20 protein-coding genes are annotated in these 26,033 nt (G+C 61.0%); 4 read left to right on the forward strand and 16 right to left on the reverse strand.

The annotated features are described in order from the left end of the window. Positions 1-9: 9 nt before the first annotated feature. The 9 genes from QRX41_RS03625 to QRX41_RS03665 all read right to left on the reverse strand — a co-directional run bounded on the left by QRX41_RS03625 (position 10) and on the right by QRX41_RS03665 (position 10,425). Entirely contained in the window at positions 10-969 is a 960-nt protein-coding gene (locus QRX41_RS03625) for a TM2 domain-containing protein (protein WP_313838775.1), read from the reverse strand. A 30-nt stretch (positions 970-999) separates the two neighbouring features. Next, positions 1,000-2,043 carry a 3-isopropylmalate dehydrogenase gene (locus tag QRX41_RS03630; protein WP_045923997.1) on the reverse strand — a complete coding sequence of 348 codons (1,044 nt, stop codon included), beginning with the start codon at positions 2,041-2,043 and terminating at the stop codon, positions 1,000-1,002. A 66-nt stretch (positions 2,044-2,109) separates the two neighbouring features. Continuing rightward, positions 2,110-4,533 carry a S9 family peptidase gene (locus tag QRX41_RS03635; protein ID WP_313838777.1) on the reverse strand — a complete coding sequence of 808 codons (2,424 nt, stop codon included), beginning with the start codon at positions 4,531-4,533 and terminating at the stop codon, positions 2,110-2,112. Between the two features lie 7 nt (positions 4,534-4,540). Beyond that, complete coding sequence (locus QRX41_RS03640; protein ID WP_313838779.1) at positions 4,541-5,731, reverse strand: App1 family protein; 1,191 nt, start codon at positions 5,729-5,731, stop codon at positions 4,541-4,543. Positions 5,732-5,741: 10 nt separating this feature from the next. Next, positions 5,742-6,155, reverse strand: coding sequence for a glycine cleavage system protein GcvH (gene gcvH, locus QRX41_RS03645; RefSeq protein ID WP_024627451.1), 414 nt, complete (start codon positions 6,153-6,155; stop codon positions 5,742-5,744). A 39-nt stretch (positions 6,156-6,194) separates the two neighbouring features. Beyond that, positions 6,195-7,799: a L,D-transpeptidase family protein gene (locus QRX41_RS03650; RefSeq protein WP_313838781.1), complete on the reverse strand. Its 1,605-nt coding sequence runs from the start codon at positions 7,797-7,799 to the stop codon at positions 6,195-6,197. An 81-nt stretch (positions 7,800-7,880) separates the two neighbouring features. Beyond that, positions 7,881-8,918, reverse strand: a complete 1,038-nt coding sequence (nudC, locus tag QRX41_RS03655) for an NAD(+) diphosphatase (RefSeq protein WP_313838783.1) — start codon at positions 8,916-8,918, stop codon at positions 7,881-7,883. Then, positions 8,915-9,772: an alpha/beta fold hydrolase gene (locus QRX41_RS03660; RefSeq protein WP_313838788.1), complete on the reverse strand. Its 858-nt coding sequence runs from the start codon at positions 9,770-9,772 to the stop codon at positions 8,915-8,917. Before QRX41_RS03660 ends, nudC begins: the two co-directional genes overlap by 4 nt. A gap of 23 nt (positions 9,773-9,795) precedes the next feature. After that, a complete protein-coding gene (locus tag QRX41_RS03665; RefSeq protein WP_198201100.1) occupies positions 9,796-10,425 on the reverse strand; it encodes an NUDIX hydrolase family protein in 630 nt (209 codons plus the stop codon). Between the two features lie 171 nt (positions 10,426-10,596). On the opposite strand from QRX41_RS03665, the gene trxA reads away from it, so the two are divergent. From trxA to QRX41_RS03680, 3 genes are all read left to right on the forward strand, one after another. Continuing rightward, positions 10,597-10,941 (forward strand): thioredoxin, encoded by a 345-nt coding sequence (trxA, locus tag QRX41_RS03670; RefSeq protein ID WP_045923993.1) that lies wholly within the window; start codon positions 10,597-10,599, stop codon positions 10,939-10,941. 149 nt (positions 10,942-11,090) lie between these two features. Beyond that, positions 11,091-12,098, forward strand: coding sequence for an aggregation-promoting factor C-terminal-like domain-containing protein (locus QRX41_RS03675; RefSeq protein ID WP_045923992.1), 1,008 nt, complete (start codon positions 11,091-11,093; stop codon positions 12,096-12,098). A gap of 408 nt (positions 12,099-12,506) precedes the next feature. Further along, positions 12,507-16,208: an RCC1 domain-containing protein gene (locus tag QRX41_RS03680; RefSeq protein ID WP_449495101.1), complete on the forward strand. Its 3,702-nt coding sequence runs from the start codon at positions 12,507-12,509 to the stop codon at positions 16,206-16,208. Positions 16,209-16,398: 190 nt separating this feature from the next. On the opposite strand, the gene QRX41_RS03685 is transcribed toward QRX41_RS03680, so the two are convergent. Next, positions 16,399-17,799 (reverse strand): NCS2 family permease, encoded by a 1,401-nt coding sequence (locus QRX41_RS03685; RefSeq protein WP_313838790.1) that lies wholly within the window; start codon positions 17,797-17,799, stop codon positions 16,399-16,401. A 924-nt stretch (positions 17,800-18,723) separates the two neighbouring features. Then, the gene (locus tag QRX41_RS03690) at positions 18,724-19,977 is read right to left on the reverse strand and encodes a hypothetical protein (RefSeq protein ID WP_313838791.1); all 1,254 of its coding nucleotides are present in this window, start codon (positions 19,975-19,977) and stop codon (positions 18,724-18,726) included. A 708-nt stretch (positions 19,978-20,685) separates the two neighbouring features. On the opposite strand from QRX41_RS03690, the gene QRX41_RS03695 reads away from it, so the two are divergent. Next, entirely contained in the window at positions 20,686-20,901 is a 216-nt protein-coding gene (locus tag QRX41_RS03695; protein ID WP_045923989.1) for a hypothetical protein, read from the forward strand. Between the two features lie 4 nt (positions 20,902-20,905). On the opposite strand, the gene QRX41_RS03700 is transcribed toward QRX41_RS03695, so the two are convergent. The 5 genes from QRX41_RS03700 to QRX41_RS03720 all read right to left on the reverse strand — a co-directional run bounded on the left by QRX41_RS03700 (position 20,906) and on the right by QRX41_RS03720 (position 25,847). Further along, complete coding sequence (locus QRX41_RS03700; RefSeq protein WP_045923988.1) at positions 20,906-21,892, reverse strand: AEC family transporter; 987 nt, start codon at positions 21,890-21,892, stop codon at positions 20,906-20,908. A gap of 68 nt (positions 21,893-21,960) precedes the next feature. Further along, on the reverse strand, positions 21,961-22,740 hold the full coding sequence (pstB, locus tag QRX41_RS03705; RefSeq protein WP_045923987.1) for a phosphate ABC transporter ATP-binding protein PstB: 780 nt from the start codon (positions 22,738-22,740) through the stop codon (positions 21,961-21,963). A gap of 31 nt (positions 22,741-22,771) precedes the next feature. Further along, positions 22,772-23,752, reverse strand: a complete 981-nt coding sequence (gene pstA, locus QRX41_RS03710) for a phosphate ABC transporter permease PstA (protein ID WP_313838792.1) — start codon at positions 23,750-23,752, stop codon at positions 22,772-22,774. After that, positions 23,749-24,702: a phosphate ABC transporter permease subunit PstC gene (pstC, locus tag QRX41_RS03715; RefSeq protein WP_313838793.1), complete on the reverse strand. Its 954-nt coding sequence runs from the start codon at positions 24,700-24,702 to the stop codon at positions 23,749-23,751. The genes pstA and pstC overlap by 4 nt, the downstream gene beginning before the upstream one ends. Then, positions 24,699-25,847, reverse strand: coding sequence for a phosphate ABC transporter substrate-binding protein PstS (locus QRX41_RS03720; RefSeq protein WP_313838795.1), 1,149 nt, complete (start codon positions 25,845-25,847; stop codon positions 24,699-24,701). The genes pstC and QRX41_RS03720 overlap by 4 nt, the downstream gene beginning before the upstream one ends. Positions 25,848-26,033 lie beyond the last annotated feature (186 nt).

The following is a 26,033-nucleotide window of genomic DNA, read 5'->3' on the forward strand; positions in this document are numbered from 1 at the left end:
GGGCCGGATTCAATCCGTCAACTCCCACCCGCGAGCGTCACGATGCCAGAAGGAGCCGGATGAGGATGTCAGAATCAGGATGCCTTCGATCAGCCCCCAAATCATGGCGATGGTCGGCCCGATGAAGAAGAAGAGGAAGCCGATCAGGGTGAGCATGAGCTGAGCCACACCCCGGCCGGTTCTGCCCAGGTAGAAGTTGCCCACGCCGAAGCAGCCCAGAAAGATGCTGAGCAGTCCGGCAGCCAGCTTGCTGTGCGGAGTGGGTGATATTGGATAGGGACTCCTGCCGCTGGGCATAGCCCCGGGATACCCGCCCTGGGGCATGCCCGGGTAGGGCCAAGGCATAGGAGCCTGCGGCGGATACTGCCCGCCAGGATACTGATTGCCTGGATACTGTCCTGTTGGGTATCGATTGCCCGGGTACCCACTCGGTGGGTACTGGCCAGACGGGTACTGGCCGGGATAGCCCGGTCCCGGTTGATAGGGACTTGGAGGATACTGGCCACCGGAATACTGCCCAGCAGGATACTGCTGACCGGTCGGATACTGCTGACCAGCTGGATACCCGGCCGTCGGATACTGACTGGGCCGATAGGGCTCTGCCTGATACGCCCCAGGATATTGTTCGCCCTCCTGAGGGGCAAACGGGTATCCGGCATTGCCCCTCTGCCCTGTCGGATACCCATCATGGGGATACTGACTGGCGGGAAACTGCCCGGTCTGATAGGGGCTCTGGTTCCCCCCGCCGACATCATGGCCAGCTGGATAGCCCGAAGCCTGCTGCTGCCCGTCGGCTGCATCTGGACCTGACTGGCCCGGCTGGGCTGCTCTGGCATCGGTGTCTCCCCCGGCAGGTTCCTGATGCTCGGGCGGAACCTGCGGGAACGGGGAGGGACCGAAACCGGGATTCCCTGTCGGCATATCGCTGGACTGCCGGTCGTCCGGCTGGGGGGCATCATCCATAGTCATGCCCTCCAGTCTAGCCGCCATCCGGCCCGATCACAGACGGCTTAGGATATCCCTGCCGATCTGCTCCGTGCTCCGCTGGGTGGAGCCGGAGCGTTCGATGTCGTCCTCCACGGCCCGTTCGATGCTGGCCGCCTCATCCTCGAAGCCCAGATGATCCAGGAGCATCCCGGCCGAGAGGATGGCCGCCGTGGGGTTGGCGATCCCCTTGCCGGCGATGTCGGGGGCGGACCCGTGGATGGGCTCGAACATGGATGGGTAGGTGCCCGAGGCGTTGATGCAGCCGGAGGCCGAGTAGCCTACGCCTCCCACCACAGCCCCCGCTTCGTCCGTGAGGATGTCGCCGAAGAGGTTGTCGGTCACGATCACATCGAAGCGGCTGGGCTCGGTCACCAGGAATATGGTGGAGGCGTCGATGTGCAGATACTCGCGCTCCACATCGGGATACTCCTGGCCCACCTGGTCGACCAGTCGCTGCCACATGTCTCCCGCGTTGGTCAGCACGTTCTTCTTATGGACCAAGGTCAAGCGACGGCGACGCTTCATGGCCAGCTGGAAGGCGTAGCGGATGACCCGTTCCGCCCCGTAGGCCGTGTTGATGGAGACCTCGGTGGCCACCTCCTGGGGGGTGCCACGGCGAATGGAGCCGCCGGCCCCGGCATAAAGCCCCTCGGTGCCCTCCCGCACGACCACGAAGTCGATGTCACCCGGATTGGCCAGGGGCGACACCACGCCCTTGTAGAGCTTGGATGGACGAAGGTTGACATACTGGTCCAGCTCGAAACGCATTTTGAGCAGCAGTCCCCGCTCCAGAATGCCGGCCTTGATCCGGGGGTCGCCGATGGCCCCTAGGAGGATGGCATCCTGCTGCTTGAGCCGGTCCAGATCCTCGTCGGGCAGAACGGCTCCATCACGCAGGTAGCGCTCAGCGCCCAGGTCGAAGTCCTCATAGCGGATATCAGCCTTGCCTCGGGTCACCTTCTCCAGCACAGCCTGAGCCTGGGGAACGATCTCCTTGCCGATGCCGTCACCGGCAATGACCGCAATGTGATATGTTTTCTGCTTGCTATTTGTCATACCCCGAGCATAACGAGCCTGCCAGGGCCCTTTCCCGACCCCGACCGAATCCCGGACAGGCCAGGTTCAGCAGCTTTGAGGGACCATGATGGACAGACACCAGGCGTTCTCGAAGGCCAGCTCCTCCCACTGCCGGTAACGTCCGCTGATGCCTCCGTGGCCTGCCTGGACCTCGATCCTGATCAGCGCATCGGCCTCCACCTGCGGCTCCTGCAGCCTGGCCACCCACTTGAGCGGCTCCACGTAGAGCACCCGGGTGTCGTTCATGGATGTGGTCACCAGGATGGCAGGGAAGTGGTCGCTGCCGAAGAGCCGGCGCCTGCTATCAGCGTCAGGCACGTTCTCGTAGGGCGAGTAGGAGCGCATATACCGGTAGACCTGCTGATCATGCAGGGGGTCTCCCCACTCGTCCCATTCGGTCACGGTCAGCGGCAGGTCCGGGTCCAGGATGCTGGTCAACGCATCCACGAAGGGCACATCCGCCTCGATGCCGGCATAGAGCTGAGGGGCCATGTTGGCCACGGCCCCCATCAACAGCCCGCCGGCCGACCCGCCGTTGGCCACCGTATGACGTGGATCCGCCCAACCCTGGGCCTGCAGGGCGGCAGTCACGTCGATGAAGTCCAGGAAGGTGTTGACCTTGTGCAGCCGGCGGCCCTGCTCGTACCAGGCGCGGCCCATCTCCCCGCCGCCGCGCACATGGGGAACAGCGTAGAGCACGCCTCGGTCCAGCAGGCTGAGCCTACCGGTGGAGAAGCCCGGATCCTGGCTGATCTCGTAGGCTCCATACCCGGTGATGAACATGGGTGCAGACCTGTCCGGATCACGGTCCGGCCAAGGGCGACGTTCAGGGTTTCCGGGAGCCTGGATAATCGTGTCATCAGGCCCGGTCCTCCCGCAGGCATCCAGCTCCGGATGCATGCCCCGACGCCAGACCAGAGACACCGGCACCAAAGCCCCATCCCTGACACGTACCAGAACCCGACGCTCGGCGTAGCGCTCGGGCCGGAAGTCGCCCAGCACCCGGGCCCGCTTGAGCAACCGGTCCACGCCCCGGACCGGGTCCAGCTCGCGCAGCTCGGCGGGGGTCCCATAGCTGCCCCGGATGTAGCGCAGCCCGGGGGCCTGGTAGGAGGGGTTGTCCGTGGGGCCGATGCTGTAGAGACGGTCAATGCCGTCCCTGGCCAGGCCGGGCAGGACCTCATGGAAGCGCCAGGGCCGACCAGCCCGCAGATCTTCAAGTGCCTGATCCTTGGCGATGACAGCCATATGAGGCAGGCTGTCGGCCCGGTAGGTCAGAACCACAAAGCTGCGGTGGATGCCCAGCCCCTCGATTCCCAGCCCGCGAGCGCCTTGAAGAATGGCGGGATTGCCCGGGTCATGGTAGGGCTTTTCGGGCGGCAGGGAGGCCAGGCCTCCGGAGCGCTCGCAGCCATAGGGGCTGCCCTGGGCCAGCCGCACCCCTTCTCCCAGGCGAAACGGCGGACGGTGGCTGCGCAGATCGATCAGATCCACCTCGAAGTTGGGGTTGTTTACATTGTGGTAGACCACAGCCACCGGCAGGTCCTCCCCTGCCGGACCGGCATCTTCGAATCTGGCCAGGCTGATGTCGTACTCGACCCCCTCCTTGCGGGGGATCAAGGGCACAAACTCGCCCTGCGGATCCTTCAGGTCCAGCATGAGCACCTCGCTGGTGGTCTTGGACCCGGTGGCAATCAGCATGGCGGATTCGTCATAGCTGAGGCCCAGCCCCACCCAGAAACGCTCGTCGCCCTCCTGGTAGACCAGGACATCCTGGTCGGCCGAAGTGCCCACCTTATGCCGCCAGACCGTGTCCGGACGCCAGGCCTTGTCCAGGCCGGCGTAGAAGACCCATCGGCCGTCGGGGGTCAGCACTGCCCCGGAGGAGACCTGGTCGATCCGATCAGGCAGGTCTCGGCCTTGGGAAAGATCCCGGATGCGCAGGTCGTAGCGTTCGTTGCCCCTGGCGTCCAGTCCGTAGAGCATCCATCGACCGTCGGCGCTCAGATCCAGGCAACCCAGGGAGAAAAAGTCGTAGCCCTCCGCCTCGGCGTTGGCGTCGAAGATGACCTCCTCGCCCGGCATGGACCCGGGCGCCGATGAAGCCTGAACCGTTGGAGGATCCCAGTCATTCTGGCCGCGCACCGGCAGACGGCACTGCACCCCGTACTCCTGGCCCTTGAGCGTCCGTGAGAAGTACCAGTAGCCGTGCATCCGGGTTGGCACAGACATGTCGGTCTGCTGCACCCGGTCGGTGAACTCCTTGAGCAAGGTAGCCCGCAGGCCCTTCTGGCCAGCCAGCCGTTCCTGGCAGTAGCTGTTCTGGTCGCGCACATAGGCCTGGGTGGCAGGATCCTCCCGGTTGCGCATCCACTCATAGGGATCTTCGAAGTGATCCCCATGGAAGCACCGATCAGCGGGACGGCGTTGTGCATGAGGAGGCGCGGGATTGACGGCCGAAAAACTCATGGGGCGATTATATTCTGGCGCGACGACGCAGATAGGGCAGCAGGGTTCGCATCAGGTTGGCGCCCGTGGTCCCGTAGAAGACCGGCACCTGCGTCACCGGCATCGGCTGGGTGGCAGTGCGCTTGAACAAGGATCCCAACCCGGTCTCCTGGGGGCTCAGCTGGCGGATGCCGATGGCCAGGACCCGGTCCGGATATTGGCGCACCACCTGGGCGAAGGTGGCGGGGTCGCTCTGCCCGTCATCGCCCATGAGCACGAAGCGCATCCGAGGGAAGTCGGCCATGAGCTGGTGGATGAACTCCATCTTGTGCTGCACGATGGAGGGCACGAAGGTCTTGGGCCTGGGATCCAGATCCCGCAGCAGCAGGGGGCCGGCCGGAAAGCCGTGGTCGCGAATGAAGCCGCGTATGGACCCCTCCACATTCCAGGGCGAGGCCGACAGGTAGAAAAAGGGCATCCGGGGATCCAGGTCGCGGATGCGGTTGTAGAGCACGGCCATGCCCGGCACCGAGGACCTGCGGTGCGGATTTGACAGGAGCAGGTTCCAAGCAGCCTTCCAATGATTGGGCACCTGGCTGATCATGATGGTGTCGTCCACGTCGGATATGACGCCAACCGGCGTTTGGCCTGGCACGATGTACAGCGGCGCGTCCACAGGCCTGCGGCCCCGCACCTGGTAGGAGACCCGGTGCACGCCTGGGGTCAGCCGATGCTCGGCCACCAGATCAAGGTAGCCCGATCGGTCGGAGAAGACCGCATCCGCGCTCAGGCTGCGGCTGGGATCGACGGCATCGTAGACCGAGGAATCGCCCACCTGGACCCTCCCGATGGCGGTGCTGTCGATGGCCAACCTGACCCTGGTCCGGGGCGCGGGTACGGTCAGCAGACCGCGAATGCCTCGGATGGCCGGATCCTCGCGTCTGCGGCCGTCGGTCAGAATAGTGCGACAGATCAGCCGGGAGTATGACTCAGTGCCATAACCCACATAGGGTTGGACGTCGGCCGACCAGCCCATGCGGCCTGTCAAATTGATGGACAGGCCCACCCAGAGGTCGAAGGCGCCCGTTACCAGATGCCTCAGCAGACGCACCGGAGCAGGTCTGCTCTGGATGCCCTCCCCGGGCGCGGCTGAATCGAAGGTGGTGCTGACCGATCGGACCCGCAGGGGCCCTCCGTCACGGCCGGATCGCCTGGTCATATCCGAACCGTCAGTTCAGGCTCTTCAGCAGCTGACCGTACTCCTCGGCGCTCATCAGATCGGGCTCGTCATCCTCCAGGTCGATCTTGGCTATCCAGCCCTCCCCATATGGGTCTGAATTGATGACCTCAGGATCGTCCGAGGCCGCCCTGTTGACGTAGGCGATGGTGCCCGCCACTGGGCAAACCACCGGCTCCACCGCCTTGGAGGACTCAAGCTCGATGACCTCGTCGCCAGCATCGACGTGGGTGCCGGTCTCGGGCAGATCCAAAAATACCAGGTCTCCCAACTGGTCAGCCGCATATTCGGTCACGCCCATAGGCGCAGGAGACTGACTGGGGTCGATCCAGACGTGATCCTGGGAATACCGCAGGTGGTCGGGCACGTCCAAACGGGAGGTTCCATCACTGTGTTCATCGCTCATGGTTCCAGCCTACTCGACCGTCTGCCGCGACAGGTGCATCTACCGGGCCGGACCCGGCGGAACCTGCCCCTCCACCTTGACCATGGTCCCGGCCGGGGCGTTGTCGTAGATCCACTTGGCATCCTGCTCGTACATATTGATGCAGCCGTGGGATCCGTAGTGGGTGGGGTCGCCCTTGGCGATGCCCCCGTAGTTCCAGTCGGCCGTATGGAAGCCCTCGCTGCCGTTGTAGTAGGAGACCCATCTGACATTGGGCGAGACGTAGCCGGGGCCGCGCATGGTCTGGACTGTGTAGCGCACGTTGATGAAGAAGGTGCCGGTATCTGACCAGTCCCCGTCGTAGGGCCTGCCCGAGCAGATGGGGAAGGTCTTGACCTCGGTGGTGCCATGGTAGGCGGTGGCGGTCTGATCGCTCAGGTTGACCCGGATCCAGGTGTCGCCGTCAGGCACATCGTATCGGGCCACACGTGTCTGCTCCTTATGCGGGGTGACCTCGGCACGCGCCTGAACCGGGTTCGCGTCACCCTGAACCAGGGCTTTGACGACCAGATCAGCTGTGGCGGGTACATCCGAAACCCGGACCCCGTCCACACCCTTGGTGGTCTCGGCTACCACTTCACCCTTGGTGTTCTTGACGTTGACGGCGGTGACCATATTCCGATCCAGATGCCTGGCCAGCTCCTGGTCCAGATACTGCTGGATGGCCTGCCGATCGAAGCCCAGCTCCATGGTCCCCTTGCCGAGGTCTGTCACCGGCTTGACCCAGGTGGCCACGGTGGCGGCCGGAACAGTCATGACATCGTCATCGGTCCCCTTGATGACCAGGTCCTTGGCCAGCCGTTGATTGGCTTGAGAAGCCACCTGATTGGCCGTATCCAGGCTGATGGGCATGCCCACGTCCTTGTAGACCAACCCTACGGCCAGCCGCCTGCCGGGCTTGTCTATCAGGGAGGAGACAGCATTTTGCACACGGCCCAGCTCGGGCCCCTTGCCGCCACGCCCCTCCTGGGCCCTGAAAGCGTGGGCGCCGGAATCAAAGACGATGGTAGAGGGCACGGAACGGTCCTGGCGGTCGATGAAGTGCTCGGTCAGATACTTATTCATGGCCAGTTGGTCCCGCTCGGCCACCAAGGGTACAGCTTCGCTATGGAAGGGGTTGAGCCGGGAGAGGCCTGCAGAGCCCTTGGCAGTCATGACCCGTGTGACCGTGGCATCCTGATCCACGCTCACACCCAAGTCCTTTAGCCCGGCCCGGGCGGAGGCCCCTTCGCCTTTGAGCTCCACCTGGGAGTCACGCACCTGTTGATCGACGATCTGACGGACCTGGTCGCTGGTCCGGCCCATCATCATCTTTCCGCCCAAGGTGACGCCGGGTGCCACCCGATCACGGAAGAAGGCACGGGCGCCGAACCAGCACCCTACCAGAATCAGCACAGCCAGAAGCAGCAGGGCCAGGATGGTACGCCCCCGATGACGGCCCGACGAGGCCTCGTGGGCGGGACCTGCGCCCAGTGCCCGATTCGCCTGCTTATCAGCGGACAGGTCCACAGGGTCGGGCCCCTCGCCGGTCGCCGGCGGCATAGTCACAGTTTCGGCCTGGTCGACGTCCGAGATACGAGGCTCTTCTTGCCCCTCCATGGCCATAGCACACCTTTCGCTGCTTACAGTTCCCTGTAATATCTTACGACAGGACCAGGTCCGAAAGCACGGGACTTCCCAAATGGGTCAGAGCTCGCTGCCATACCATTGCTCAATCATGTACCTGGCCACGCTGGCCGTCTGGGGTATGCGCAACCGGCCCGAGGCCAGAGCAGCGCCGAGTTCCTCGCGCGTGAACCAGTTGGCGTCATCGGTCTCCTGGCCATCCACCCGGATGTCCGTATTCAGGGATCTGGCTCTGAAGGCCACCATCAGGGAGGATGGGAAGGGCCAGGGCTGGGAGCCCAGGTACCGCATCTCCCCCAGGTTCAGGCCCACCTCCTCCAGGGTCTCCCGCCGGACTGCATGCTCCAGATTCTCCCCAGCCTCGACGAATCCAGCAGTGACTGAACGAAAATCGGGAGCCCACTGCCGATTGTGCTGGAGCAGAAGCCGATCGCGGCTATCCACCACGGCCATGATCACTGCGGGCTCGATGCGGGGAAAGAGCGTATGCCTGTCTCCTGATGCACTCCCCTGGCAAATCTGAGCCCATCCGGCCTGGCAAGGATGGACCGGAGCGCCGCAACGGGGGCAGAAGGCCTGGCGTCCATGCCACACGGACAGGGCGACCGCGCAGGTTGCCAGGCCCACCTGCCGCGGACGGCCATGAGGAGCGTACTCGCGCAGGGCGAGCCAATCGAAGCGCTGGTCCGCGGCCTGAGCCAGGTCACGAAGAGGGTCCTGGACAGCCCGACCAGCGCAGGCAAGATTCAGATCCAGGGCCAGCCAGGCCTGGTTGTCGGCCGTCCCCAGGTAGTAGCAGGGAGGCTCAGACTGGCCCGTCGAGCCTGCCAGAGGACCCCGCAAGTATGCGGCAGGCAGGGTAGCCAGACGGATGCTGGCCCCGGTGCGAGAGGCCAAGGCCCCCTTGCCCCTGGGCACGGCCACCTTCTCGCCCCGCACCAGGATGACCCCAGTGCCTTCCTGCTCCAGCAGATGGTCAAGCAGCCCGGGCTGTTGCCGCGATGCCGTGTCATAGTCCACGTCCCCCTGAGCCAGGGGCAGGAAGGGCAGGGGCCCGGTAAGGGCCAGCGGGGAGAAGACCGTTTCAGGATCGCTCATGCTTGCCTCCCTACGCGATGAACCAGGTCCAGCAGGGCAGCGGCCACCTGATCGGGATGCTCGACGGCGCTGAAGTGGCCGCAGTCGTCGATGGCGGTGAAAGTCACGTCGGTTCCAGCCTGGCGCATGGCCTGAGCCAGAGGCTCCATGGCGTGTGGAGGGCTGGAGGGATCGCAGCGGCCGCTGACCAGGGCCGCAGGCACTCTGATGCTGCCGGCCAGGTCGCTCTGATCCGGGCGGCCTGCAGCCATCCGTTCCCGCCAGGCGATGCCCCGGGGGTCCTGGGACTGTATCCATTCGGTCATGGTCTGCACGAAGGCGGGCGAACGCTTGACTGTGGAATCGTCCTCCTGGGGCCTGGCGAAGTGCATGACCGGATCCAGCGTCCCCTCCACCTCGCAGGTTCTGGCGATCTGCAGCCGGTTGGCTCGGGAGGACGGGCGGTCAGCCTTCATGGTGGTGTCGCACAGGGCCAGCCCGGCCACCGTCTGCGGATAAAGCCTGGCCACGGCCTCGACCAGGTAGCCTCCCATGGAAAGCCCGACCCAGATGGCCTTCTGCGCCCCCGTGGCGGCGATCATGTCCACAAAGGCCTGAGCCATGGCATCCAGGGCGCCAGGCAGGGCGCCATCAGAGTCTGCCGGACCACAGGACGCTGGCCCAGGCAGGGGGCAATCGCCTGCCCCGGGCATATCCGGAGCATAGACGGGGAAGGGGGCCATCCCCGCACGATCCGCTTGGGCGATCAGCGAGGCCGCACAGCGATCCCACATGCGGTGGTCCACGGGAAAAGCATGGACCAGTACCAGCGGCAATCCCTCCCCATGGCGATATACGGTATTGGCAATGGTCATGCTCGCCTCCAAGGATTCACGGTTCACAGCGCACCGGCCCAGGTCAGGGCGCTCATCAGCACCTTGCCGTGCCCACCGGGCATCTGGCTTATGAAGGACTCCAGCATGTCGCCCTTGGGATCGATCCATTCCACATCCAGGGTCTCATCCTGGGGCTTGCAGTCCCCGGCCACCGGCACCAGATAGCACAGAGCGATGGCATGCTGGCGCGGATCGTAATACTCCGAGACCCCTGGCGTGGGGAAGAACTCAGCCACGGTGAAGGGCTGGGGGCTGGCAGGCAGCACAGGCAGGGCCAACTGACCCAGATCCTTGGCGATGTTTCTGGCCAGAGCCTCCCTGATGGTCTCATGGTAGAGGATCCGTCCGGTGATCAGGGTGCGCTCGATGTTGCCCTGATCATCCACGCGCAGAAGGGTGCCCACCTGAGTGACGGCGCTCATCTCATCCACGCGAACCGGCACTACCTCTACATAGGGCATGGGCAGGCAACGCCGGGCACGGTCGATGGCGTCACGGTCCAGCCATCCGGGGGGATTCGAACCCGAAAAGCCTCGGTCGAAGTCCTCTGGGGTGATGTGGGAGAAGGCGCCACGGTCGCGATCGGCATCGAAGTCGTCATCATCGGGAATCTCGTCGTTCAGCACTGGCATGGTTCCATTATCCGTACCAGGCTTGACCGCCCGCAGGACCCCGTCGGACATCTCCACCCAGAGCATATTCGGGCGCTTTCTCCAGCCGTGATGGAATGCTGAGGATTGAAAGCGGTTGCTAAGCACGGGAGCTTCCCGCGCGACAGTCAAACTACTTCAAGGAGCGTTATCATGGCCACCACGACTATTACCTCGGACAACTTCGAGCAGACCATCAAGGACAACGACCTGGTGCTGATTGACTTCTGGGCCACCTGGTGCGGACCCTGCAAGGCCTTCGGCCCCATCTTCGAGAAGGCTTCGCAGGCCAACACCGACATCGTCTTCGGCAAGGTGGACATCGACCAGAACCAGGATCTGGCCGCGGCCGCCGACATCCAGGCGGTGCCCACGCTGATGATCACCAAGCAGGGGCAGATCATCTTCAAGCAGGCCGGCGCGCTCAGGTCTTCTGACCTGGACGACCTGATCGACCAGGCACGCAAGGCCGATTTGTCAACCCCGGCACAGGTCTGAGCCGGTCGAGTTGGTTCCAGGGCAGGTTTGCACTAAAGTAGAGCTGTGTTTGTCCAGTGACCCTTTCGGCACTGCCGGAAGCGTGCGGTCGATAGGAACTGACCAGTCGACTGATCACTGAGGATCTGTCGGTCCAATAGAGGAGAGTAATGGCGAACCACCGTAGAGGACGGATGAGTGCGGTCAAGGCTCTGACCAAGCGTCAGTGGCTGCGGCTAGCCGCCGGCGTCACCGTTCTCGGCATGGTTATTGGCGCGGGCTTCGTCTCGCGCGACTTTTACACATCCAACGAGAGTTCCGCCAAGGCAGGGGTGGCATCGTATTCAGCCACCCAGGGCCTTGGTACGGTATCCCGTGGGAGCACCAGGCAGGCCATCCGCAATGGTGCGGGCGGCGCCAACTCCGATACCTCATATGTGAATGTGCAGATCAACGGGAAGAACAAGGTGGTGCTGGGCAACGGCTTCACCAATGTCAAATCGGTCTTGGAGGCCGGAGACATCACCTTGCAGCCGGGCGACCAAATCACCCCCTCGCTGACCAGCCGGGTCAGCGAGAAGACCGTCATCCGCATCGACCGGGCCAACGCCCAGGTCAAGACGGACGAATCGCCCATCCCCTTCAACACCATCGAGGAGAAGACCGACTCCCTGCCGGCAGGCACCACCAAGGTCAAGACCGAGGGGCAGAACGGCGTCATGGAGACCACCAGCCTGGTCACCGCAGCCGGCAGCAAGCACCTGACCAGCAACATCTTCGCATCCTTCGTCAAGACAGTCCCCGTGGACAAGGTGATCCTGGTGGGCACTGGCGGCGGCACCCCTGCGCAGTCCGGTTCGACTACCACCACGACCCCTGTGGGCGAAGCCCAGAGCATCGCGCATGATCTGGTCACCTCCCGCGGCTGGGGCGAAGACCAGTTCACCTGCTTGGTACAGCTGTGGAACAAGGAGTCCGGTTGGCGGACCAATGCTGCAAACCCCTCAGGTGCCTATGGCATTCCCCAGGCATTGCCCGGCAGCAAGATGGCCTCGGCCGGCCCCAACTGGCAGACTGACGCCCACACCCAGATCGTCTGGGGACTGGGCTACATCCAGGGCCGCTATGGGACTCCCTGTGGTGCATGGTCTCATTCCCAGTCATCCAACTGGTACTGATCCCTTTTCACAAAACTCAATCAGGAACTTCCGGCAGGCTGGTTCGGCTTGCCGGAAGTTCTTTTTGTATCTACGAAACAACCAATCCCAATTTCCTGCCGACTATCCGAACGTAAGGCAAAAGAGGAGCATCAACGAGAACTTGGTATTCCAGAGCCATATGATATAAGCTGAATTTGATTGAAACGTCATGCACGCTGGCCATGGGGATTGAGCTGGGGATGCAGATGCCACGTTGCATGCGCCGTTGCTTTCAAAGGGGACTGTATGCAATCGCCATATAGGAATCGTGCATGCTGCGTAGCTTCTCTTGCAGCCATTATCGCCTCAGTGTTGGTATTGGGAAATCTCTCGGGGATTGACCTAGCGCAGGCGGATGCAACCGCATCCCCGACAGCATCGCAAAGCATGGAAAATGAAGCCGAGGGGGTGACCCCAGATATACCTAGCTCAACCCAAGCTCCCCCTAATGCTCCAACGCCAACAGTCACTCAAAAGCTGGAATCCCCTATCCAAACAACACCTTCTCCTGCCTTTCCATCCCCCACTTCACTAGGCTCAGCAAGCCCTGATTCTTCCACCCGGTCGACAAGCCCCTGTCTAAATAATCAATGTTCGGTCACTTTTGACACGGCACAAGCTGACACAACGACCCCTAACACTCAGACCGTCCCTTCGGAAGGACAGGCGAAACGGCCGACCGATCCCACCAGGCGCGGGTACCTCTTTGACGGCTGGTTCATTGGCCAGGTAGCCTATGACTTCAACCAGCCCGTCACCAGCAACCTGAAGCTGACCGCAAAATGGACAACAGGCGATGACCATTGGTCCCTGGCACCTGCACATGGAGCTATATCAGGGGGCACCACCGTGACGGTGACTCCCCCAGCAACACGGGGGATCAAATTCTCACAGATCACGTCAGGATCCACCCAATCACTGGCTTTAGGATCAGACGGCAACATCTATTCCTGGGGCAAAAATGCTTATGGTCAACAGGGCGACGGCACAAACATCGATCACCAAGCCCCAATAAAAGTAGCCAAACCAGCAAATGTACCAGCAGGATTCATTTTCACGAAGGTAGACGCTGGTGATCATTCAGCCCTTGCCATGGGTTCGGATGGCAACCTCTACACTTGGGGATTCAATGCTTCTGGACAGCTGGGTGATGGAACTACCGAAAACCGCAACAGACCTGCTCCGGTGAAAAAGCCGGATGGGGCCGCGCCTGGATTTACCTGGAAGCAGGCAAACACCAGGTGGGACCATACTGTGGCCTTGGGATCAGACGGCAATCTTTATGCATGGGGACTGAACTCATATGGGCAACTCGGCAATACCAGCGTTCCGAGAGGTCCTAACAATCCAGCTGCATATAGCACTAAACCCGTCCCCGTCAGCAAGCCGGCGGGAATCACTCTTACCCGGGCGACCACGGGACGATACAGCTGCTTGGCCATGGGATCCGACGGAAAACTGTATGCCTGGGGATGGAACAGTTATGGGCGCCTAGGAGACGGCACCACAACAGATCGTTTGACGCCCACCCAAGTCCTTCAGCCCAATGGGGTCACCTTCTCGCAATTCAGCGTAGGAGCCGACTACAGTTTCGCCATCACTACGAATGGGGATCTTTACGGTTGGGGATGGAATGACAGCGGGCGCCTGGGAGACGGCACCACCACAGACAGGCATGTACCTACGCTTATACCTCGCCCAGCTGGGACACCTGCAGGATTCACCTGGAAGCAGGTCATGGGCAGGGACTACCACAGCATGGGCATCGGTTCAGATGGCAATCTTTATATTTGGGGCGTCAACCGGTACGGCGAGCTGGGCTTTCCGGACGTCCCCACCGGCGAGACCAGCACCGTCATCAGACCCCGGCCTGTGCAAAAGCCGAAACCATCAGTGGCCGGGGAGGAAACCAGCTGGGTTCAGCTCTACGCTGGCTGGGAGCAATCCTTAGCCCTGGGGTCAGACGGAAACCTGTATACCTGGGGATGGAACTGCGGGGGCCAACTAGGTGATCCGACCATTCCCACAGGTTACGACAACAGCAAAGCCAAGAGGCTGACACCGGGTCTGGCGGCATTCCCGCTTACACCGGAGCTTACTGCGGTCAAATTCGACCAAACACTGGGCAGCAATCTCAAAAAAGCAGGTACAAACTGGCAGGTGGTGACACCAGCTCATAGGAAGGGGCGAGTGGATGCGGCCATCACCTGGAATCTCTATGGTCCGCAACCCGATGACATCCTGGATTACATTTATGACCCGCCCACCTATGTCGTCACTTTCGACAAGGCCGACGGCAGCCAGCCCACCAGTCAGTCTGTCATCGAAGACCAAATGGCTTCCAGACCGGATCAAGACCCGACCCGTCCCGGCTTCCTATTTGATGGCTGGTTCAACGGCGATGCGGCCTACGACTTTTCTTCCCCCGTCAAGGGTTCCACGAAACTGACAGCCCACTGGACGGCAGGCAGCGGGCAATGGAACACCTCTCCCAAGCAGGGTCCCGACAGTGGTCAGACCAAGGTGACCCTGGTTCCACCTGCAGCGCGAGGCATTAGGTTCAGCCAGGTCAGTGCCGGCGATGATCATTCATTGGCTCTCGGATCGGATGGGAACGTCTATTCCTGGGGTGCCAATAAATATGGACAGCTTGGCGATGGGACCACAACGGACCGCTTGACCCCGGTTCAGATTCCCAAGCCGACAGGCGTGAACCGATTCAAACAGGTCAGTGCAGGAAAAGCCTTCTCATTGGCCTTGGATGACCAGGGCCACGTCTGGGCATGGGGTCTTAACAGCTCCGGACAGCTGGGCAACAATACCATTGCTACCAATGGCTCATCTGCATACAGCTCAAGCCCGATTCGCGTGCAAGCCCCAAGCGGGATGACGGCAACAAGCTTCAGCCTCACCGGCATCAGTGCAGGAATCACTCATGTCCTCGCCGTAGACGGGCAGGGCAGAGCCTGGGGTTGGGGGTCCAATGAATTCGGTAAACTGGGTGTTTCCTCTGGCACTGTGGCGATGACAGGAATCACCACCAGACCAGTCCAGGTCGCAACCCCGCAAGGTGAGACGACGGGATTCCACTATGCACAGGTCAGTGCGGGAGGCTCACATTCTTTGGCGACCGACACCCAGGGCCGTGCCTGGGGCTGGGGATCGAACCAGAACGGTGACCTGGGCAATACTAGCGATGTGGCGCTTAATGGCTACACCTTCACACCTGTCCAAGCCAAGCCGAGCACCAACCCGACAGGCGGCTTCAAGCCTGTTCAGATCATTGCCGGCAACGGCCACTCCTCCGCCCTTGATGATCTGGGACGTCTATGGACCTGGGGCGGGAACAGCAATGGAGAGCTCGGCCTGGGCGACACCACCACAAGGACTGCCCCATCTCTGGTAGCCATGCCTGCAAACGTCAGCACGTTCACGCAGTTGACAGGCAGCAGAGTTAGCGGCAATTCGCTGGCTCTGGACCAGAATGGAAGCATCTGGGGCTGGGGTCAAAACTCAACAGGCATGTTGGGGACTGGAGGCACAGGCAGCCTAAACAAACCAACCAGGATGAGCAATCCATCAGGCATTGACCACTTCGTCAAGGTCAGCGCCGGCACTGGCCACACCCTGGCCATCGCCTCCAACGGCAGCACATTGGGGTGGGGAAACAACAGCCAAGGAAGGCTGGGAAACAACGCGACACAAACAACTTATTCTCCTGTCAACGTGCTCTTCCCCTTCAGACTCGGCACCCCGTCCGCAGTACAATTCGGAGGCACCTCAGGAACCAGCCTAAGCTCCACGGGGCAGAAGGACGGCGCCTGGACTGTGCTGACGCCGAACCACCAGGCCGGCGACACGACTGTCAGCATCGCTTGGACGCTCAATGGGGCTCCACAACCCAACGATGAGACCAATGCCTTCCGTTTCATCCACTATGGCATCCTTCCCCTGACCGGAGAGGCAGGCATCCTAGTGACCATCCTAACCGGCTTGCTGGCCGCAGTCGCTGGCCTGGCCGCCAACCGGCAACGCCTTGAAGCACAAAGCGCACAAGGCGGAAAAGCAGCCGCTCGGCACAAGCACTGACATGCACGAACGAGCAGGGCCCCGCCACTAAAAGGTGTCGGGGCCCTGCTGCGGTCTCTGTGCCTGATTTGCTCTCTGCGCACCCTCAAACAGTCAGGTCAACCTGACAACAGCATGACGACGAACCGCACTGCTGAACAATGGTTCTGAAGAATGCTGCTTGTGGAGAGCTCGTAATTCTAAAACTGGCTCAGAGGACAGCCTGGAGCACAAAGTCCAGGATGAAGAGGGCCGAGACCGTCCAGATGATGGGGTGGACCTCCTTGCCCTTGCGCTTGCAGACCATGGTCAGGCAGTAGGTGATGAAGCCGGCGGCCACACCATAGGAGATGGAGTAGGCAAAGCCCATGAAGATGGCCGTGAAGAAGGCCGGAATGGCCTCAGACAGCTCGCCCCACTCAATCTCGGCGAAGGAGCTCATCATCATGCAGCCCACAATGACCAGGACGGGCGCAGTGGCCGCCGAAGGCACAGCCGAGATCAAGGGAGCGAAGACGGCGCTGAGCGCGAAGCAGGCGGCGATGACCACCGAGGTCAGGCCGGTCCGGCCACCAGCTGCGATGCCCGCTGCGGACTCCACGTAGGTGGTGGTGTTGGAGGTGCCGAAGAGGGCGCCAATGGAGGTCGCCGTGGCATCGGCGAACAGGGCCTTATCCATCTTGGAGCTGAAGCCGCGGCCGTTTTCCAGAGCCTGCTCGTCCTCGGCTGAGAAGATGCCTGAGCGCCGACCGGTGCCCACAAAGGTGCCGATGGTGTCGAAAGTGTCCGACAGGGAGAAGGCGAAGATAGTCACCAGAACCACTGGCAGCTTGGCCGGGTCGGAGAAGAGTGCAGGGAATCCATCCTGACTGAAAATGGCCAGGAAGGTCTGCGGCAGCTGTGACCAGGCCTGACCCAGATCGACCGACTTGGCCATGCTGGTTACCCCCATGGGAATGCCCAGGAGGGTGACCGCGATGATGGCGATGACAAAGGCGCCCTTGTTGATGAAGGCCAGGTGCCCCTTGAATTTAAAGATCAGCAGGAAGACGGTCAGCAACAAGCCGATGACGAAGAGGATGACCCCGGGGGTGTTGAAGGTGGTCAGCCCAGGGTTGGCGCCGGCCGCCGAGGTCTTGTCAGGGGTGAACTTGATGATGCCCACATTGAGCAGACCCACATAGGCGATGAAGACGCCGATGCCGCCACCGATGGCGTGCTGGAGCAGGGGCGGAATAGCCTGGATGATCATCTTGCGCAGCTTGGTGGCCGTGACCAGGATGTTGATCAGGCCGCACAGGAAGACCATGCACATGGTCTGCTGCCAGGTGAAGCCCAGCCCCTTGACCACGGTGAAGGTGAAGAAGGCATCCAACCCGACTCCTGGCGCCACGCCGTAGGGCACATTGGCCACCAGCCCCATGATCAGGGTGCCGATGATGGCAGCGATCAGAGTGGCGAGAAAGACAGCGCCCCAAGGCATGCCTGCCGTGGAGAGCACTGAGGGATTCACCACGATGATGTAGGCCATGGCGAAGAAAGTAGTGATGCCTGCTACCACTTCCGTAGAGACTGTGGTATTATTATCCGAAAGCCGAAATAGCTTATGCATATTCGATTCCTTATTGTCTTATTTGGCGATGAGACAAGGAAAGAATATCACGAGCTCTCGGCTTTTTCTGTTACAAGTCCCCCACCCTATTGAGCTCTAGAGTTATACGCCAAGATTTGTGCCCGATAGTATGCGATTTCAGAGTATTTGACTGATATGTGGGACTCGGTCCAGTCACTGGCGGTGCCTAGGTGTTGTGCTAATGAAATCAGAAAGCTACTGGGGATGTCAAAAGCTTCCCCGGCAGAAGTGTTCTAGCTTTCATCTCTGTTTTCAATGGTGCGCAACCTTGTTTCCATGAAATACAGAGTTTGTGCGATGCCTGTCCAGACTGTTGCAGCTTGGCTCGTGAAATGATGCTGCTGATGAAGGACCGTGTTGCCGGGTACATGATTTGATCTAAATCGGCTTCGGATCCTTCCAACGAAACCAGGAAGTTCTAACTCGTATCCTGATCTGTGATTCACAGACTCCTTTAATATATGACCACAAGCCATACCCAGTATGGCCCGGACTAATCGTGCAATATGCGAAAGGCTACCGCCTAAGCAGAGTGCGCCTTATCGCCATGCTTCAAGGTATGACCCTACAATTCACAGCACTTTGCTCCAGTTGAATCCGTGGTGTTGAAGTCTACGGATTCTTTCACGTTCTGAACGGAATCTCGGTACCTATCAGCAGCTTGTATGATCTGAGACTGGAAATTAATAGGGGTTGCCGTGGATGAGGAAGCATGGGGGCTTCGTTGTGTTTGGTCTGGAAGGCCGAAATCCTAGTGTTGGTTAAAAACCTGAGATAAGGGGTGATGACTTATGGAGCCTTCTGGGAAAGCGCCTGCAGCGTTCTTATAGTTCCATTAAGCCATGCAGGAAACATATGAGGCTATGAGGTTAGTCTGATTTGGGAATAGGAGTGTTAGGACTCTTAGTCGTGACAGACATATCTCATTGTTACCTGCCCTGTGAAACAGCCGGGCACCTTCTGGCCGTCTTTGGTTTGGTAACCGATGATCCGTCCGCCTTGGCAGTCGACTTCGTATAGATTCCTCACAGCGAACCAAGCCTTTCTCTTTTGATACCGCTTCCTGTATTCCGGAGGATCGTATCCTTTCGGCCGCTGTACGTCGTTCCCATAGCCGTAGGCGACGATTTCACCTACGGCCGCTTTCTTGCCTCCAGCATCAACCAGGAGGATTTCCCTGAGGCGGGATCTGTTCTTTTCTAGCGGTGGTTTCCCGACGGTCATAAAGGTGCGTCCTCCATGACTCTGTGAGTTCTTCAGTTGGGCTTCAATGATCTCTTCCCCGCTGTAGGAACCACTGGAGGTCAGCTTGTAGGCCACGATTTCCTGGCTAGAGGGGAGCGGATCGTTTTGCTGGTAGGACTGCAGCAGCTCCGGGTAATATTTGAGTTTGGCCACTGTCCGATAAGTGCGGCCTGTTTGGTCCATGACCCAGTCGCTAATGTAGAGGTCGATGGCCGACAGGACTGCGAGCATCTTATCCAGGTACAGGTCCGTTTGAATACTTAAAACGTTCTCGCCATGGGAGACCCTGTTGCCTAGGCGGCGAATTCTGTCGATATCAAGCAGGAGTTTCACCCGTTGCTGATCATTGACCTTGCTATGGGTCATCTCCGGAAAGGCCTTATACAAAGCCTCTTTCCAGAGCTGCCGTGCAGCCGCCGCCCTCTTGAGGACTGTTGGGTCTTTGCTCTTGAAATCCGTAGGTCCAAGTAACCGTTGCCAACCTCCGAACATCAAATGCGAGAATGCATCATGCCTGTTCGGGTATTGGCCATGCTTGTGGTGATTAGAATTCTTTTCCCATATCCGGTATACCCTGCGGCATGAGTACCACAGCTTCCCCATTTGGTCTGCGCCCAGTAGTTCCTCAATAAGAGGTGGCGCCTGGCTCAGAGGGGCAGTCTCATGACCTTCGAACCATTCGGGCTGCGGCGTTTTCCCAAGCCAGTCGTCATATCCATTAGCACGAGCCCAAAGTATCAGCTCCTTGTCCATCGCATTGCGCACACTCATCTCGACAAAGGAGATCTGCGTGACTGCCACTCCGGAGAATAAGGTATTCCAACGGTATAAGTCAGCGGCTTCCACTCCCGGGTGTTTCCGGGCCTCTTTCTTATAGGGTTCCAAGCGCTTCTCTGATATCGCCAGATCCATAATCGAGTGAGTTGCATCTTCCATAAGTCTATGATAATTTATAAAAGCAATAAGTTCTTCGCCCCTGTATCGTAAGATATAGGGGCGTCGTATTTTTGGGTCATATGCCAAAATGTTTACAAATTAGTCGGTGCTGCTGAGGTATCTGATGGAGTGTGCAGTTCGTGCCAGTCGATAGCGGTGGCCTGGTGTAAATCTTGTTGGCTGTGTTGCCAAGCGAGGTCGTTCAACCATTCGAGATTCTGATCGCTGCAAGCGTAGGCGGCCGGCCGGGCATCTCTCTGGGGGTCGGCGGCGTGTTGATGACCCCGCTGGCAGATGGCTCTGATTTCGTGTTCCGGGCCCAGCCCATTGTGGTTCCTGGGCAAGGCGCGCAGTCGTGAGTTAATGATTCGAGCAGATTTTTAGTCATGGGAATCGGGGCCTCGCACCGCTAGCACCGCCACTGGGTGCGACCTGTGCTGGTAGCCCAGGCCAGGCAATTCGGTGTCTTCATGCTTTCTAAGGAGAGCAGGCATCTACTGGACGCTTCTAGCCCTACCCCGATAAGGGCTTAGAGGATGAAAAACGCACGCATTTTGGCGTATAGCCCGAGTTCCAATACCGCCGCAGAGCTGTCCGCCCACCTATAATCGGCATACCGGCACGGCCCTGAAGACGTCCTACATGGGATGCGTTAAAGGGCACGGCGCTTTCGAGGAGGGGTATATGGCCAGGAACAATCATTGGGATCCGGACGATCAGAAGCAGTATCAGCATGTACACGACAGCGAAGTCGATCGCGGACAGGATGAACGTGCTGCCGAGCGGATTGCAGCAGCCACGGTCAACAAGCAGCGCACCCGTGAGGGCCGCACCCTGCGCCAGGAGCAGGAGCGCCGCGGCCAGGGCACAGACGACAAGAAGGACAAGAAGAAGGGCTGAATCTTCAGATGGCGCCCATCAGCAGATGCGCCAAAACCATGAGCACCGCGCCGATCACCGCAGTCAGGGCCAGGGTGAATCCGGCCAGACGGGCGTTGCCCAAGACCTTGTCGGTGAACATGGTGGCGAAAACCGCCGTCGGAGCCAGGCAGCACAGGGCCACCGCCTGACGAATCAAGGGTTCGAAGGGCAGCAGATACCATGCGGCCGTTGCGAACAGGATGCCGAAGGGCAGTCGCCAGGCCAGGATCTGCAATACGGACTTGACATCATCCCGTCCGCCAGGCAAGTCCATGAGCATGCCCACCATAAGCATGGAGCAGAAGGCGTTGGCCGCCGATAATGGACGGGTGATCTGGGCTGACCAGTCTGGCAGCGAGATTCCGGCCAGCGTAAAGCCCACCATAACCAGGTAAGTGTCGAAGGAGGGCGAGCTCAAGAAGCCTTTGAATATGGAGATGGCCGCGGCCTTGCGATGGAGTTTGCGAGCATCCGGATCATCCAGCTTGACCGGCTCCCCCGCATCGGGATCCAGGGACTGGCCCGGTCGAATATGCAGGAGCCCCTGGGTCATGACGTTGGTTCCTGCAGAGACCATGACCGAGTTGCCGATGTCGAACATGGCGGCGGGCACCAGAGCCGCTGTGCCAAGCAGCGACTGAAGCATGGGAAAGCAGAAGCACCCGATATTGAAACCCGATCCGTTGAGCATAAGAAAAGCCCGCTGAGCCGTAGGCCGATGCCTGCTGGTCAGGAAGATGGCCAAGGGCGGAATCAGCGCGGCCACGAAGGCGAAGGCCGAGACCAGAAGCAGGCTGGGATCATGAGGGTTGGTAGCGAAGGAGTAGATGATGGCCCCGGGCAGGACCAGGTCGAATACCACGGTCTGCAGCACCCGGTAGTCCAGCGGACGAAAGAGCCCAAAACGCTTGAACAGGTAGCCCACCAGGATGATGCCCAAGAGGGTGGCCGGTTCCAGCAGTACTCCCATGCCCTCGCTCCTTCCGTGGATGCCGGAACCATGATACCTGACGGGCGGAGGCGCAGACCGGTTCTGTCTCAGCCGAAGCGACCGGAGATGTAGCGCTCGGTGTCCGGCTCGTGCGGGTTGGAGAAGATGGTGGTGGTGTCGTCCATCTCCACCAGATGGCCGGGCTGACCCACGGCCTTGAGATTGAAGAAGGCTGTATAGTCCGAGACCCTGGCGGCCTGCTGCATGTTATGGGTGACGATGACGATGGTGTAGTCCCGCTTGAGCTCGTTGATCAGATCCTCCACAGCCAGGGTGGAGATGGGGTCCAGGGCCGAGCAGGGTTCGTCCATGAGCAGGACCTGGGGGTGCACGGCCACGGCACGGGCGATGCAGAGCCGTTGCTGCTGACCGCCCGAGAGCCCGATGCCCGGCTTGTCCAGACGATCCTTGACCTCATTCCAAAGGTTGGCCCCACGCAGGGCCCACTCCACCAGGTCGTCGGCGTCCGACTTGGCGATGTGCTTCTTGTTGAGCCGGATACCAGCCAGGACGTTCTCCCGGATGGACATGGTCGGGAAGGGGTTGGCCCTCTGGAAGACCATGCCCACATCCCGCCGCACCTCGACCGGGTCCACATCCGGTCCATAGAGGTCGCGACCCTCCAGCAGCACCTGCCCGCTCACATGCGCCCCCGGAGTGATCTCGTGCATGCGGTCCAGGGTGCGCAGAACCGTGGACTTGCCACAGCCGGAGGGACCGATGAAGGCGGTGACCTTGTTGGCCTGGATGCGCATGTTCACGTCCTCAACGGCCAGGAAGTCGCCGTAGTAGACGTTCAGATGGCTGATGTCTATGCGTTGGCCCATATTCCGGCCTCCGTTTCTCTCATGGCGGCGCTCAACGGGTCCGCCCAACAGCAAAGATGCGCGAGACCAGCCGCCCCAGCAGGTTGAGCAGCAGGACGATAAGGATCAGCACCAGGGCCGCAGCCCAAGCCCGCTGCATGTGGATGTCGGTCAGGCATCCCGGGTCGGCACCTGGCCCGCAGACGGCCAGCCCCTGGGAATACTCGTTGTATACGAAGACCGGCAGGGTGGTCATCCTCCCGGAGAAGAGGTTGGGGTTGGTGGTGGCGATGAAGCCCGAAGCTATCAGCAAGGGCGCCGTCTCACCGATGACCCGTGCCACAGCCAGGATGGTGCCCGAGACGATGCCAGGCAGGGCCGTGCGCAGAACAATGCTGGTGATGGTACGCTGCTTGGTCACCCCCAGGGCATAAGCGGCCTCGCGCAGGTCGTTGGGCACCACAGCCAGCATATCCTCAGAGGTCTTGACCACCGTGGGCAGCATAAGCAGCGAGAGGGCCACCGAGCCGGCAAGTCCGTTGACGGTACCTGGTCCGACCACCATGGCGAACATGGAGAAGGCAAAGAGGCCGGCCACGATGGAGGGGATTCCGCTCATCACGTCCACCATGAGACTGATGGCCTTGGCCAGGCGACCTCCGTGGGCGTACTCGACCAGGTAGACCGCGCACATGACGCCCACTGGAATGGATATGACCATGGAGCCAAAGGTGATCTCCAGGGTCCCGATTACCGCGTGCAGGATGCCGCCATAGCCTCCGGTCGGCGTGGGGTTGCCCCCTACCACACCGCTCATGTTGTGAGTGAGGAAGTCCGGTGTCAGCCGTCGCACCCCCTTGGACAGGCTGACCCAGAGCACCGAAACCAGCGGAATCAGGGCCACCAGGAAAGAGAGCCCGATCAGGACGGTCATCAGCCGGTCCTTGCGCTTGCGCGCCCGGATGAAGGACCTGGTTGGCCTGAAGCGGTCAAAATCGATAACTGGACCGCGATCAGTTCGGCTTGCCATCATGCACCCGCCTTTGCTGTGATCCTGCGCGCCAGATAGTTGACGATGAAGGTGATGATGAAGAGGACCAGACCGGTGGCCACCAGGAGGGCCACGCCCTGGGAGTCCGCCTCCGGGAACTGGGCGGCTATGTTGGCGGCGATGGTCTGGCTTTTCGAAGCCTGCAGCAGCCGAAGGGAGTAGCTGAGGCCCGGCGAGAGGATCATCAGCACCGCCATGGTCTCGCCCAGGGCGCGGCCCAGCCCCAGCATGGAAGCAGAAATGATCCCCGAACGACCGAAGGGCAGGACCGCGAGCCGGATCATCTCCCACTTGGTGGCGCCCAGAGCCAAGGCGGCCTCCTGCTGGAGTCGAGGGGCCTGGATCAGGATGTCGCGGGTGACCGAGGTGATGATGGGCAGAATCATGACCGCCAGCACCAGGGCTACGGTGGCCACGGACCGGGCCGGGGCTGCAACGGGGCCGGAAAACAGCGGAATCCATCCCAAATGAACGGACAGCCAACGCCAGAAGCCGGTGATGTTGGGAACCAGGACCAGAGCCCCCCAGAGCCCGTAAATCACCGAAGGCACGGCGGCCAGCAGGTCGATTACCGTGCTCAGCAACGTGGACAAGCGGGCGGGAGCGTAGTAGCCGATGAAGAGGGCGATGCCCAGGGAGACAGGGAAGGCCAAGAGCAGTGCCAGACCAGCAATCAAAATGGTGCCGAAGACCAGGGGGCCCACATAGCCCAGGAAACTGCTCGCCCGCCCCCCGCTCAGGGAGAGGATGGCCTGGGTGCGGGAATCCGGGTCCCCGGTGAAGGCCGGAAAGGCCCGCAGAATCAGAAAGAGGGTGACCGCAGCCAGGGCCAGCAGGATCAGAATTCCCGCCCCTGTGGCGCAGGCCTTGAAGATCCGGTCCACCCGTCTGGCCTGGTGCAGGGTTGCGGTCTCCTCCGGTTTCTCGCTCATGCCTTCCCTCCGATGGTCTCCACCGAGGCCATGGCCTGACTGCGCAGCCCCTGCCCCAGCTCGGCGCTGCCCGCATTGGCCGCTGCCATGCGCTGACCCTGCTCGCTCAGCAGATAGGTCAGCCAGGCCTTGGCGAACCGAGCCTTGGATCCGTCCGGATCATGTCGATAGGCGGTGCAGACCACATCGTAAGAGACCAGGACGATGGGATAGGTATGCTCCCGGCTGGTGCGATGGTCCACAGCCAGGACCACCCGTCCGGGCTGGCTGGCCTGGGGATCCCGCTGGGCCAGATCAAGCAGGTTGGCTGTGGTCTTCGCTGTAGGCGGCTGCCAGGTCTTCCCCACCTGGACGGCCACAGTGCCCAGCCCGGTGGTCTGGGCTGCGTCCGCATAGCCGAAGGTGCCCTCTGCCTGGTTCATGGTCATGACCACTCCGGCAGTGCCCTTGGCGCCCTGCCCCAAGTCGTTGGGCCAATTCTCGCCCGCTGGATAAGGCCAGGCAGACCCGGCTGTGTCGTGCAGATAGGACAGGAAGCTTTTCGTAGTGCCGGACTTGTCCGAACGATGGATCACGGTGATGTCCAAGTCAGGCAGATTGGCTCGCGGATTGAGGGCTGCGATGCGTGGATCCCGCCAGTTGGTGACCTTTCCGGAGAAGATCATGGCGATCAGAGCCGGGTCCATCCGCAGATGGCCGCCTGAGCCCTTGGGCCACAGGTCAGGAAGATTGTAGGCCACGGCGATCGGAGTGGCGTAAACGGGCAGGTCGATGGCCGTGCCGGAACCGCAGATCTGACGCGAGCGCTCAAGCTGCTCTGTTGTCAGCGGTGCATCGGAACCGGCCCAGATGGTCGAGCCTGACAGGAAAGCCGTGACTCCAGCACCTGAACCTGCCGGATCATAGGAGATGCGCGCCCCAGGATGCTGCTTGCGGAAACCGGCTATCCAGGCCTCGTCGGCGCTCTGCTGTGAGGATGCGCCAGATCCGGCGAATTCGCCCTGGAAGAGTGCTTGATCTGCAGTATTGCCTGTTCCGCTGCTTACGGCAGGGACATTGTCACCGCAGGCCGCCAGGGGAATCATCATTGCCAGGGACATGAGGAGGGCCGGGAATCTACCACGACCACGACCATGTACGTGCATGCTACCTACCTTGACCGCCGTTGCATTTCAAACGTCCGTCCTCATCAGTCCGTGTTGGATCCTCACGTATTCACATTACCGAAGCTCGCTTCACACAGCATACTGGAAACGCTGACTGCCGGACAAGGTCGCCACATCCGCGTCAGCCATGTGGGAAAACCCCATCACAATCCACAACTGGGTATA

Origin of the sequence: Bifidobacterium kimbladii, from assembly GCF_032193675.1 — a bacterium.
Lineage (GTDB): Bacteria > Actinomycetota > Actinomycetes > Actinomycetales > Bifidobacteriaceae > Bombiscardovia > Bombiscardovia kimbladii.